We start from the raw sequence: 11,777 nt of genomic DNA, 5'->3' as shown, positions 1-11,777 counted from the left end.
ACGCCGGAGCGGGCGCCCTTGGCGCTCGGCGCCGGGCCGGACGGCGCGCGCCGGCTCGGATCCGGCGCGTTGCCCTCGCCCGCCGACCACGACGGGATCAGGTGCTTGTCGCCATTGCCGATCAGGTCGCCACGGCCCATGGCCACCAGCGCCTCGCGCAGGATCGGCCAGTTCTCCGGGTCCTGGTAGCGCAGGAAGGCCTTGTGGGTGCGGCGGATCTTGCCGCTGCGCGCGGTCTCGACCACTTCCGACTCCGCGGTCACCTTGTGCAGCGGGTTCTTGCGCGTGTGGTACATGGTGGTGGCCATCGCCATCGGCGTCGGCATGAAGGTCTGCACCTGGTCCAGCTTGAAGTTGTTCTTCTTCAGCCACAGCGCCAGGTTCAGCATGTCGAGGTCGGTCGTGCCGGGGTGGGCCGCGATGAAGTACGGGATCAGGTATTGCTTCTTGCCCGCCTCCAGCGAGAAGCGGTCGAACATTTCCTTGAACTCGTCGTAGGCGCCGATGCCCGGCTTCATCATCTTCGACAGCGTGTTTTCTTCCGTGTGCTCCGGCGCGATCTTCAGCAGGCCGCCCACGTGGTGGGTCACCAGTTCCTTGACGTACTCGGGCGAGCGCACCGCCAGGTCGTAGCGCAGGCCCGACGAGATCAGGATCTTCTTCACGCCGGGAATCGCGCGCGCCTTGCGGTACAGCGAGATCAGCTTGCTGTGGTCGGTGCCCAGGTTGACGCAGATCGACGGGTACACGCACGACAGGCGGCGGCAGGTTTCCTCGATCTTCGGGTCCTTGCAGGCCAGCCGGTACATATTGGCGGTGGGGCCGCCCAGGTCGGAGATGGTGCCGGTGAAGCCCTTGGTCTTGTCGCGGATGTGCTCGATCTCGCGCAGGATGGACGGCTCCGAGCGGCTCTGGATGATGCGGCCCTCGTGCTCGGTGATCGAGCAGAAGGTGCAGCCGCCGAAGCAGCCGCGCATGATGTTGACCGAGAAGCGTATCATTTCCCACGCCGGAATGCGCGCCTTGCCGTAGGACGGATGCGGCGCGCGCGCGTAGTTCATGTCGTACACGCCGTCCATCTCGTCCATGCGCAGCGGCAGCGGCGGCGGGTTGAGCCAGACGTCGCGCTCGCCGTGCGCCTGCACCATGGCGCGGGCGTTGCCGGGGTTGGACTCCAGGTGGAACACGCGCGAGGCGTGCGCGTACATCACCGGATCGGTGCTGACGGTTTCGTACGACGGCAGCCGCACCACGGTCTTGTTGTGCTTTTCCTTGGCCATGGCCAGGCGCTCTTCGCGGCTCATGATGCGGATCGGCTTGACCACTTCGGCCGGAGCGGGCGCGGCGGCGTCGCCGCCGTTGCTGGTGGCGCACGACGCGGTGTTCTGCTGCACCATCATGTACGGATCGGGATGGGCGTCGACCTTGCCCGGCACGTCCACGCGGGTGCTGTTGTGCACGCCCCAGTCCTCGCCAGGCAGCCAGCCGGCCGGCACCATGAAGGCGGTGCCGCGCAGGTCGCGGATGGACTTGATGTCCTCGCCGGCCGCCATGCGGTGGGTCAGGTCGACCAGCGCGCGCTCGGCGTTACCGAAGATCAGCAGGTCGGCCTTGGAATCGGTCAGCACCGAGCGGCGCACCTTGTCCGACCAGTAGTCGAAGTGGGCGATGCGGCGCAGCGAGGCCTCGATCGAGCCGATCACCACCGGCGTACCGGGGAAGGCTTCGCGCACGCGCTGGGCGTACACGGTGACGGCGCGGTCGGGCCGCTTGTTCGGCTCGGCGTTGGCGGTGTAGGCGTCGTCCGAGCGGATCTTGCGGTCGGCCGTGTAGCGGTTGACCATCGAATCCATATTGCCGGCCGTGATGCCGTAGTACAGGCGCGGCTTGCCCAGCACACGGAAGGCCTCGGCCGACGTCCAGTCCGGCTGCGAGATGATGCCGACGCGGAAGCCCTGGGCCTCCAGCAGGCGGCCGACCAGCGCCATGCCGAAGCTCGGATGGTCGATGTAGGCGTCGCCGGTGACGAGGATGACGTCGCACTCGTCCCAGCCCAGCGCATCCATTTCGGCGCGGGACATCGGGAGGAAAGGCGCAGCGGCAGCGCGGGCAGACCGCTTCGGGACGGTCGCAAATAAATTGGTAGGGGAGCTCATATCGGACAGCATTGTACCGGAAATGCCCCCGGTCCGCTTGTGCCTGAAAGAAAAATTCTTTTACTATTCAATCACTTGAGTGAAAATGATGACGGATTCACATTGCTATAGTCAGCAACTTTGCTATAACGGTTAGATACCTATCGCTGGGAGACCATTATGCGACGCAGACTCTATTTCATGCTGCCCGACGTGCCGAGCGCCCGCGCCATGCTGGATGAATTGCTGCTGGCCCGCATCGAGATCGGCCACATGCGCTTCATGGCCAGGGACCCGCTGCCCTCGGACATGCCGGACGTGAACTTCATGCAGAAAACCGACCTGATCCATGGAGCCCAGCTGGGTGTGGTGATCGGCGCCATCGTCGGCCTGGGCGCCGGCGTGTTCCTGACGCTGTTCCCGATGGACGGCATGACCTTGCGCACCGCCGCCATCCTGCTGGTCACGCTGGCCGGGGCGATCTTCGGCGGCTGGGCCTCGGGCATGAACGCGGCGGCCGTGCCGAATTCGCGCCTCAAGCCGTTCGCCTCGCGCATCGAGCAGGGGCAGGTGCTGTTGATCGTCGACGTGCCGGTGCGGCGGGTCGAAGAAATCGAAGAGATGATCGCCAAGCGTCATCCCGAAATCAGCTTTGGCGGTATGGAACCGCCGATGCTGGCGTTTCCGTAACGCCGGCTGCCCGGGGACTTAGGTTCCCCGGGTTCTCCCCGTCTTAAATCCCCATGCTCGACAGGATGTTGCCCAGCTCACGCAGGGCCGGCTCCAGTTGCGGATGCCGCACGGCGAACTTGGCCGAAATTTCCTGCGTGCGCTCGGCCAGGCCGTAGGTCGTGCTCTCGTCCGGCGCGGCCTCGGCGGCGCGGCGTTCCAGCAACTGCTTGATGTCGCCGTCCAGCTGCGTCAGCAACTGCTTCAACTCATCATCGATCGGGCCGGCGCTGGCCAGGTGGTTGCGCAGGGTACTCAGTGATGCCTTCAGATTGCTTTCCATATCTATCCCTAGTCGGTAAATTTCGTGGCGACGTAAAGTTCTTCGACTTTGGCGCGCGCCCACGGGGTCTTGCGCAAGAATTTCAGGCTGGACTTGATGCTCGGATCACTGATGAAGCAATTGATGTCGATCCGTCGGCTCAGCTGTTCCCAGCCGTAATGCGCGTGCAAACGGGTCACGATGGCTTCCAGCGTCACGCCGTGCAGTTCGTTACTCATGGTTGTATCTTACTCATAAAATGAAAGGGCCGGACGCGATTCTTACACAAATCGCGCCCGGCCCTGCTTCCCTGTCCAGCCTGGAGCTTACTTTTCAGTCAAGCCACGGCGCTCCAGCAGCGGTTCGATGCGGGCATCGCGGCCGCGGAAGTTGCGGAACATCTGCATCGCATCCATGCTGCCGCCGCGCGACAGCAGCATCTTGCGGAACCAGTCGCCGTTCTTGCGCAGCATGCCGCCGTTCTCGGTGAACCAGTTGACGGTGTCGGCATCCAGCTTCTCCGACCACAGGTAGCCGTAGTAGCCGGCCGAATAGCCGCCCGCGAACACGTGCGAGAAGTAGGTGGTGCGGTAGCGCGGCGGCACCGGCGCGTAGTCGACGCCGGCGGCCTTGAGCGACGCCGCCTCGAAGGCCAGCACGTCGGCCGGGATCTGCGACGCGTCCAGCTGGTGCCATTTCTGGTCCAGGATGGAGGCGGCCAGGTACTCGGTGGTGCGGTAGCCTTCATTGAATTTCTTCGACGCGATCACCTTGTCCAGCAGCGCCTGCGGCATCGGCTCGCCGGTCTGGTAGTGCTTGGCGTAGTTGGACAGCACCTCGGGCCAGACCGACCACATCTCGTTGACCTGCGACGGGAACTCGACGAAGTCGCGCGGCACGCGGGTGCCGGCGCAGCGCGGGTAGTTCACGTCGGAGAACATGCCGTGCAGCGCGTGGCCGAACTCGTGGAAGGCCGTGCGCAGCTCGTCGTAGGTGAGCAGCGTCGGCTCGCCGGCGTTCGGCTTCGGAATGTTGAGGTGGTTGGCGATCACCGGATGCGTGCCCATCAGTCTGGACTGCGACACGTAGGCGTTCATCCACGCACCGCCGCGCTTGTTGCTGCGGGCGTAGTAGTCGCCGATGAAGATGGCCAGCTGCTTGCCGTCCGCATCGAACACGTCCCACACGCGCACGTCGGGATCGTAGACCGGCAAGTCCTTGCGCTCCTTGAACGTCAGGCCGTAGACCTTGTTCGCGGCGAAGAACACGCCGTTGGTCAGCACGTTGTTCAGCTCGAAGTAGGGCTTGAGCTGGTTCTGGTCGAAGTTGAAGCGCTCGGCGCGCACCTTGTCGCTGTAGAACGACCAGTCGTGCGCGGCCAGCTGGAAGCCGCCGTTTTCCTTGTCGATCACCTGCTGGATCTCCGCGCCCTCTTTTTTCGCGTTGGCCACGGCCGGACGGGCGAACTCGGACAGCATCTTGTTGACCGCCTCCGGCGTGTGCGCGGTCTGGTCCTCCAGCGAATAGGCGGCGAAGTTGGCATAGCCCAGCAACGCGGCCTTTTCCGCGCGCAGCCTGGCGGTCTTCAGCACGACTTGCGTGTTGTCGTACTTGCCGCCGTGGCTGCCGCGCGCCAGCGACGCGGCCATCAGCCGTTCGCGCACGGCGCGGTTGGTCAGCACCGCCAGGTTGGCCTGGCCGGTGGTGTTGACCACCGGGATGGCGAACTTGCCCACCAGGCCGCGCTTGGCGGCGTCGGCGGCGGCGGCGTCGATCGCCTTGTCCGGCATGCCGGCCAATTCCTCGCGGGTGTCGACGATCAGCGCCGAGGCGTTGGCTTCCTCCAGCACGTTCTGGGCGAAGCTGGTCGACAGCTGCGCCAGTTCGCTGTTGAGCGCCTTCAGTTTTTCCTTGTCGGCATTGGACAGCTTGGCGCCGGCGCGCACGAAGTCGGTGTGGTAGCGTTCCAGCACATACAGCGACTCGGCGTCCAGGTGCAGCTTGGCGCGCTTGTCGTACAGCGACTTGATGCGCGCATACAGCTTGGCGTTCAGGCGGATGGCGTCGCTGTGGGCCGCCAGTTTCGGCGACAGTTCACGCTCCAGCGCCTTGAAGCTGTCGTTGGTGTTGGCGCCGGACAGGTTGCCGAACACGCTGGACACGCGCGACAACAGCTGGCCGGCCTTCTCCATCGCGACGATGGTGTTTTCAAACGTGGCCGCTTGCTTGTTGTTGGCGATCGCCTCGATCTCGGCGGCGTTGATGCGCATGCCCTCGGCGAAGGCCGGACCATAGTCCTCGTTCTTGATCTGGTCGAACGGCGGATAGCCGAACGGCAGCGTGCTGGCCTTGGCGAAGGCATTGCTGGCCGGCAGCATCGAAGCTGGCTCGGCCGCATGCGCGACGCTGAAGACGGCCGCCACGCCGGCGGCGATAATCAGGTTGGTATTCATGTGGCGATTCTTATAAACGGTTTATATTATTTCAGGCCACGACGTTCCAGCAGCGGCTCGATGATCGGATCGCGGCCGCGGAAGTTGCGGAACAGGTTCATCGCATCGTCGGTGCCGCCGCGCGAGAGCAGCTTGGCGCGGAACCAGTCGCCGTTCTCGCGCTTCAGGCCGCCTTTTTCCTTGAACCATTCGACGGTGTCGGCGTCCAGTTTCTCGGACCACAGGTAGGCGTAGTAGCCGGCCGAATAGCCGCCCGAGAAGCTGTGCGAGAAGTAGGTGGTGCGGTAGCGCGGCGGCACCGGCGCGAAGTCCACGCCCATGTCCTTCAGCGACTGCGCTTCAAAGCCCAGCACGTCGGTCGGGATCTGCGCCGGGGTCAGCTGGTGCCAGCGCTGGTCCAGCAGCGAGGCCGACAGGTACTCGGTGGTCAGGAAGCCCTGGTTGAATTTCTTCGAGGCGATGACCTTGTCCAGCAACTCTTTCGGCATCGGCGCGCCGGTCTTGTAGTGCTTGGCGTAGTTGGCCAGCACTTCAGGCCACACGGCCCACATCTCGTTGACCTGCGACGGATATTCGACGAAGTCGCGCGGCACGCTGGTGCCGGAGAAGCGCGGATACTTCACGTTGGAGAACATGCCGTGCAGCGCATGGCCGAACTCGTGGAAGGCGGTCTTGACTTCGTCGTAGGTCAGCAGCGTCGGCTCGCCTGCTGGCGGCTTGGGAATGTTGAGGTGGTTGGCCACCACCGAGTGCGTGCCCAGCAGCGACGATTGCGAGATGTACTCGTTCATCCAGGCGCCGCCCTGCTTGTTGCTGCGGGCGTACATGTCGGCGATGAAGATGGCCAGCTGCTTGCCGTCGGCGTCGAACACGTCGAACACGCGCACGTCCGGGTTATACACCGGCAAGTCCTTGCGCTCCTTGAACGACAGGCCGTACAGCTTGCCGGCGGCGTAGAACACGCCGTTGGTCAGCACGTTGTTCAGCTCGAAGTATGGCTTCAGCTGGTTCTCGTCGAAGGCGAAGCGCTGGGCGCGCACCTTGTCGGTGTAGAAGGCCCAGTCGGAAGCGTCGACCTGGAAGCCGCCCTTTTCAGCGTCGACCACGGCTTGCAGGTCGGCCGCTTCCTTCTTCGCGTTGTTGACGGCCGGCTTGGCCAGCTCGCCCAGCAGCTTGTTGACGGCGGCGGTGTCGTGCGCGGTCTGGTCTTCCAGCGAATAGGCGGCGAAGTTGGCGTAGCCCAGCAGGGCGGCCTTCTCGGCGCGCGCCTTGGCGATCTTCAGCACCACTTCGCGGCTGTCGAACTCGCCGCCGTGGCTGCCGCGTGCCAGCGAAGCGGCCATCAGGCGCTCGCGCACGGCGCGGTTGGTCAGCACCGCCAGCGGCGGCTGGCCGCTGGTGTTGACCAGCGCGACCAGGAACTTGCCGTCCATGCCCTTGGCCTTGGCGGCTGCCGCGGCGGCGTCGATGGCGGCGTCGGTCATGCCGGCCAGCTCCTCGCGGGTGTCGACCACCAGCGCCGAGGCGTTGGTTTCCTTCAGCACGTTCTGGGTGAAGGTGGTTTGCAGCGTGGCGATGGCGCCGTTGATGGCCTTCAGTTTTTCCTTGTCGGCGTTCGACAGCTTGGCGCCGGCGCGCACGAAATCGGTGTGGTAGCGTTCCAGCAGGTGCTTCGATTCAGCGTCCAGCTTGAGCTTGTCGCGGTTGTCGTACAGCGACTTCACGCGCGCGTACAGCTTGGGGTTCAGGTAGATGGCGTCGCCGTGGGCGGCCAGCTTGGGCGACATCTCGCTGTCGATCGCGTCGAGCTTGTCGTTGGTGTTGGCGCCCTGCAGGTTGCCGAAGGTGGTTTGCACGCGGGTCAGCAGCTCGCCGGATTTCTCCATGGCGACGATGGTGTTCTCGAACGTGGCCGGCTTCTTGTTGTTGGCGATCGCCTCGATTTCCTTCAGCTGGATGCGCATGCCCTCGACGAACGCCGGCTGGAAGTGCTCGTCCTTGATCTTGTCAAATGCCGGATAGTGGAACGGCAGCGTGCTGGCCGTGGCCAGCGGATTGCCGGCCAGCGCAGCCGCCGGAGCGGCCAGCACGGTCGAGGAGAAGGCCAGGCCGAGGGCGGCCGCAATGATGAGCATTTGAGGACGGGACATGTGGGTATCTTTCATAAACGCCGGGGAAAAATGCTGACGCGACAAAGCGCAGCATGGAAGCGCAAGATCATATCAGGGTGATATGGCGGCAGTCACTGGCAAAAAATGCTGCACTGCACTTGATCGGAAAGCGGGTGCTTTTCCCGAAGAATACTTTGTCGAAATGGCATTTTTGCAGCTACACTGAGGCTCCGTTGCAACATGGCCGCAGAAATGAACACTCAACAGCTGAAACGACATTGCCGGCAATATCCCGGTGCGGTGGAAAGCCTGCACGGCGAGCCGTCGAACATCCTGGTCTACAAGGTCGAGGACAAGACCTTCGCCTACTTCAAGACCAGCGAGCCGGAGCAGTGGCGCTTCAGCGTGCGCGTGACGCCGGACCGTTTCCTGGAGCTGACCGACATGCCAGGCGTAAAGCCGGCGCGTTACATGGGTCGCTTTCACTGGGTGACCATCGTTGATGTTGGCAAGTTCCCGGCCGACTACCTGGCGGAACTGGTGGACGGCTCCTACCGCCGCGCGGTGGCGTCGCTGAGCAAGGCCAGGCAAAAGGCACTGGCCCAGGGCGCTAGCGCTGCTCGAAGCGGCGATCCGGAATAAACCAGACCATCGCGACCACCACATAGACCGCGAAGCCGGCCATCGGCTCCCACAGCGACAAGCCGATGCCGATCAAATACAGCAGCGTGGACAGCTTGCCCTTGCGGTCCTGGCCCAGCGCAAGCCGCAGCGCCTCGTTATTGGCCGCCAGGCACTTCGCCAGCACATAGTAGGCGACGCTGGACATGAACAGGATGAAGCCATAGCAGGCCAGCGGCAGCGCGGCGAAGTGGTTCTCGCCCATCCAGCCCGTTACGAACGGCACCAGCGACAGCCAGAACAGCAAATGCAAGTTACCCCACAAGGCGCCGCCGGTGATCTTGCTGACGGTGTGGACCAGGTGATGATGGTTGTTCCAATAGATTCCAACGTAGACAAAGCTCAGCACATAGCTGAGGAACACCGGCCACAAAGGCTGCAACGCCGCCCAATCCGCGCCATGCGGCACCTTCAGTTCCAGCACCATGATGGTGATGATGATGGCGATCACGCCATCGCTGAATGCTTCCAACCTGCCTTTACCCATGCGCCGCTCCCTGTTGATCGACGCATTGTGATTCAACTTGTACCTGCACGCAACTCCTCCAGAAGCCTGGGTTCTTTCATCCATCTTGGAGGAAAATATTTTTCGCAAGCATGTCGATTTTGTGTAACGTCACCCGTCGTAGGGATGAAGCACCGATTGTCCATCACCCAACCAAGGAACCGTCATGAAGAATCAGATCATCCTCAACCTGCCTGTGAAGAATCTGGACAAATCCAGGGCCTTCTTCTCGGCCCTCGGCTTCAGCTTCGATCCCCGCTTCAGCGGCGAGAGCGCGGCGTTCATGAACATCGTCGATGACACCATCCAGGCCATGCTGACGACCGAACCCTTCTTCCAGTCCCTGATCGACAAGCCCATCGCGAACGCGAAGGAGACCAATGAGCTCGTCATTTGCCTGAACTGCGACAGCCGCGAAGAGGTGGACAGCCTGATCGCCAAGGCCACCGCCGCCGGCGCCCGCATACCGCATCCGCCCGAAGACAACGGCTTCATGTACGACCAGGGCTTTGAGGATATCGACGGCCACATGTGGAATCTGGTCTGGACGGCGCCGGAAGCCTAGTCCCGAATCAACGGCACCCCGGCAAGGACACTTCCACCGGCTCGCCGCCGGCCACCACCCGCACACCCTTGCCGGCCGGCGTGGCCGCGCAGCGCACCACGAACGCCTGCTCACGCCGCATGCCGGGGAAGCTGCCCTGCACCGGCGCGATCGCCAGCTTGCCGCCGGCCTGCGTCCACGTGATGCGGCGGGTCGCCCGCTCGCCCTTGTCATAGCCCGGGCCATCGCCGGCGTCGTCGTACAGTTCGACGCTGCCGTCGCGGCCGGGATAGACGCGCAGCTCCAGCGGCTGCGCGCTCCGCTCGTCCGCATACTGCACCACCGGCCCCAGCGGCAGGATGCTGCCGGCGCGGGCGAACAGCGGGATGGTCGCGATATCGGCCTTGGCGGCGATGACCTTGCCGCCGGCATAGCGCTTGCCGGTCCAGAAATCGAACCAGTCGTTCTGCGCCGGCAGGTAGACGGTGCGCACGTCCGTGTGCGGCGTCATGACCGGCGCCACCATCAGCGCCTTACCGAACATGTACTGGTCGGCGGTGGCGACCGCCTGCGCGTCGGCGCGGAAGTCCATCGCCAGCGCGCGCATCATCGTGCCGTTGCGGCTGGTGACGTCCCACGACGCCGAATAAATGTACGGCAGCAGGCGGTAGCGCAGCTGCGTCACGTCGCGCAGGATCTGCTGCGTGGCCGGGCTGAAGCGCCAGATCTCCTTGCCGTCGCCGGTGCCGTGGACGCGGAACATCGGATTGAAGGCGCCGAACTGGTACCAGCGCGTGTACAGCTCGGCATATTCAGGATCGGTTGGCTTGCCGCCGAAGAAGCCGCCGATGTCGGCCGACCAGTAGGGGATACCGCTCAGCGTGAAGTTCAGCGCGGCCGGCAATTGGGCACGGAACACGTCCCAGGTGCCCATGGTGTCGCCCGACCACGTGATGGCCGCGTTGCGCTGCTGGCCGCTGTAGGCCGAACGGGTCAGGATGAAGGGCCGCTTGGCCGGCGCGGCCTGCGCCGAGCCTTCGAACACGGCCGTCGTGTGCAGCAGCGGATAGGCGTTGTACACCTGCGCGCCGGGACCGGCGGCGGTGGCGACGTCGCGCATCTGGCCCCACCAGCCACCCAGTTCGGCCTCGCTGGCGTCCAGCCACCAGCCATCCCAGCCGGCCGGGGCCAGCGTGCGGTTGATCTGCTCCCAGTACAGCTGGCGGCCGCGCGGCGAATAGGCGTCGTACCAGCGGCCCTTGCCGGCCGGATAAACGTTGTTGTACAGCTCGGGATACAGCACGCCCGCCTTCTCCAGCTCGGCCGTGTTGCGGGTGCCGGCGTCGAAGCGGGCCCAGACGGAGATGATGGCGTGTACGTTCTGCGCGTGCAGCCGGTCGAGCATGCCTTTCGGGTCCGGGTAGCGCGCCGGGTCCATCTGGTGCTCGCCCCAGGCGCCCGGCTGCCAGTACTGCCAGTCCTGGACCACCGCATCCAGCGGCACCTTCATCGCGCGGTAGCGGGCGGCGATATCGAGCAGCTCGGCCTGGGTGGCGTAGTGCTCCTTCGATTGCCACAGGCCCCAGGTCCAGCGCGCCATCATCGGTGCGCGTCCGGTCAGTTCGCGGTAGCCGGCCACCACCTCGTCCAGCTCGGGGCCGAGGATGAAGTGATAATCGGAGCCCTGCCCAGCCTCGGAGCGGATGACCAGCGGATACGGCCCGGCCGGCAGCCCGGCGTCGACCTGCGTGACCGAGGCGTTGTTCCACAGGATGCCGAAGCCTTCCGGCGTGGTCAGCATCGGCACCGCCACGTCGCGGTTGGCCTGCTGCAGGCGCACCGTCGTGCCGCGGTAGTCCAGCTTGCCGTTCTGGTGCTGCCCCAGCCCATAGACCGGGCCGGAATAATCGAATCCCTGCATGACGCCGGCCTTCGAGGCATCGCGCCCGGACTCGGCCAGCAGCTGCTTGCCTTGCGCGTCGAAGAAGCTGACGCCGCCGTAGGCCTTGGCCACGCGCACCGACAATGCCTTCGTCGCCAGCTGGTAGTAGTCCGCCGTTTCAGTGAGGGTCCAGTCGACGCTGGCCGGGCGGGCAATCACGGCCGGATTGTAGTTGCCGTTCCACGGCGCCGCCGGGCCGGACAGCACGTGCACGATGCGCTCGCTCCACGGTTCGATCCGCACGGTGCCCTGCGCGGTGGTCACCGTCAGGCCGCTCGCGCTCCTGGCCGCGGCGGAAACGGCCGGCGCGGCACTCTGCGCGAAAGCGGGCATCGACGCCGCGCACAGCGAGGCGATGGCAAGCGCGACGGCGGCGCGCGGAAGATTTTTCGTCATGACAGTCCCCATATTGAAG

The 11,777-nt window shown here is 64.6% G+C and carries 10 protein-coding genes; 3 read left to right on the top strand and 7 right to left on the bottom strand.

Annotated features, from left to right (window positions below; genetic code table 11):
* Positions 1-2,156 (bottom strand): YgiQ family radical SAM protein (locus GTP90_RS08465; protein ID WP_161083086.1); only part of this gene is annotated, 2,156 nt, incomplete at its 3' end.
* A 159-nt stretch (positions 2,157-2,315) separates the two neighbouring features.
* On the opposite strand from GTP90_RS08465, the gene GTP90_RS08460 reads away from it, so the two are divergent.
* Positions 2,316-2,825, top strand: coding sequence for a DUF1269 domain-containing protein (locus GTP90_RS08460; protein WP_254451775.1), 510 nt, complete (start codon positions 2,316-2,318; stop codon positions 2,823-2,825).
* Positions 2,826-2,868: 43 nt separating this feature from the next.
* Here GTP90_RS08460 and GTP90_RS08455 read toward each other — a convergent pair whose 3' ends face one another.
* From GTP90_RS08455 to GTP90_RS08440, 4 genes are all read right to left on the bottom strand, one after another.
* The gene (locus GTP90_RS08455; protein ID WP_161083085.1) at positions 2,869-3,147 is read right to left on the bottom strand and encodes a DUF4404 family protein; all 279 of its coding nucleotides are present in this window, start codon (positions 3,145-3,147) and stop codon (positions 2,869-2,871) included.
* A gap of 8 nt (positions 3,148-3,155) precedes the next feature.
* On the bottom strand, positions 3,156-3,365 hold the full coding sequence (locus GTP90_RS08450; RefSeq protein ID WP_161083084.1) for a VF530 family protein: 210 nt from the start codon (positions 3,363-3,365) through the stop codon (positions 3,156-3,158).
* 87 nt (positions 3,366-3,452) lie between these two features.
* Positions 3,453-5,579, bottom strand: coding sequence for a M3 family metallopeptidase (locus GTP90_RS08445; protein WP_161083083.1), 2,127 nt, complete (start codon positions 5,577-5,579; stop codon positions 3,453-3,455).
* 26 nt (positions 5,580-5,605) lie between these two features.
* Positions 5,606-7,729, bottom strand: coding sequence for a M3 family metallopeptidase (locus tag GTP90_RS08440; protein ID WP_254451774.1), 2,124 nt, complete (start codon positions 7,727-7,729; stop codon positions 5,606-5,608).
* 213 nt (positions 7,730-7,942) lie between these two features.
* Between GTP90_RS08440 and GTP90_RS08435 the strand changes: the two genes are divergently transcribed.
* Positions 7,943-8,332: an MmcQ/YjbR family DNA-binding protein gene (locus tag GTP90_RS08435; RefSeq protein ID WP_161083082.1), complete on the top strand. Its 390-nt coding sequence runs from the start codon at positions 7,943-7,945 to the stop codon at positions 8,330-8,332.
* On the opposite strand, the gene GTP90_RS08430 is transcribed toward GTP90_RS08435, so the two are convergent.
* Positions 8,301-8,858 (bottom strand): TMEM175 family protein, encoded by a 558-nt coding sequence (locus GTP90_RS08430; protein WP_161083081.1) that lies wholly within the window; start codon positions 8,856-8,858, stop codon positions 8,301-8,303. The genes GTP90_RS08435 and GTP90_RS08430 overlap by 32 nt on opposite strands.
* 184 nt (positions 8,859-9,042) lie before the next feature.
* Here GTP90_RS08430 and GTP90_RS08425 point away from each other — a divergent pair, with 184 nt between their 5' ends.
* Complete coding sequence (locus GTP90_RS08425) at positions 9,043-9,441, top strand: VOC family protein (protein ID WP_161083080.1); 399 nt, start codon at positions 9,043-9,045, stop codon at positions 9,439-9,441.
* A 7-nt stretch (positions 9,442-9,448) separates the two neighbouring features.
* Here GTP90_RS08425 and GTP90_RS08420 read toward each other — a convergent pair whose 3' ends face one another.
* Positions 9,449-11,758, bottom strand: coding sequence for a glycoside hydrolase family 31 protein (locus GTP90_RS08420; RefSeq protein WP_161083079.1), 2,310 nt, complete (start codon positions 11,756-11,758; stop codon positions 9,449-9,451).
* Positions 11,759-11,777: the final 19 nt, after the last annotated feature.

It is taken from the genome of Duganella vulcania (assembly GCF_009857655.1).
GTDB lineage: Bacteria > Pseudomonadota > Gammaproteobacteria > Burkholderiales > Burkholderiaceae_D > Rugamonas > Rugamonas vulcania.
This window is presented reverse-complemented; position numbering and strand designations above follow the sequence as displayed.

Excerpts from the sequence above, each read along its gene's own strand:
- GTP90_RS08460 (WP_254451775.1), top strand. The coding sequence starts at position 2,316 with ATGCGACGCAGACTCTATTTCATGCTGCCCGACGTGCCGAGCGCCCGC.
- GTP90_RS08455 (WP_161083085.1), bottom strand. The coding sequence starts at position 3,147 with ATGGAAAGCAATCTGAAGGCATCACTGAGTACCCTGCGCAACCACCTG.
- GTP90_RS08450 (WP_161083084.1), bottom strand. The coding sequence starts at position 3,365 with ATGAGTAACGAACTGCACGGCGTGACGCTGGAAGCCATCGTGACCCGT.
- GTP90_RS08445 (WP_161083083.1), bottom strand. The coding sequence starts at position 5,579 with ATGAATACCAACCTGATTATCGCCGCCGGCGTGGCGGCCGTCTTCAGC.
- GTP90_RS08440 (WP_254451774.1), bottom strand. The coding sequence starts at position 7,729 with ATGTCCCGTCCTCAAATGCTCATCATTGCGGCCGCCCTCGGCCTGGCC.
- GTP90_RS08435 (WP_161083082.1), top strand. The coding sequence starts at position 7,943 with ATGAACACTCAACAGCTGAAACGACATTGCCGGCAATATCCCGGTGCG.
- GTP90_RS08430 (WP_161083081.1), bottom strand. The coding sequence starts at position 8,858 with ATGGGTAAAGGCAGGTTGGAAGCATTCAGCGATGGCGTGATCGCCATC.
- GTP90_RS08425 (WP_161083080.1), top strand. The coding sequence starts at position 9,043 with ATGAAGAATCAGATCATCCTCAACCTGCCTGTGAAGAATCTGGACAAA.
- GTP90_RS08420 (WP_161083079.1), bottom strand. The coding sequence starts at position 11,758 with ATGACGAAAAATCTTCCGCGCGCCGCCGTCGCGCTTGCCATCGCCTCG.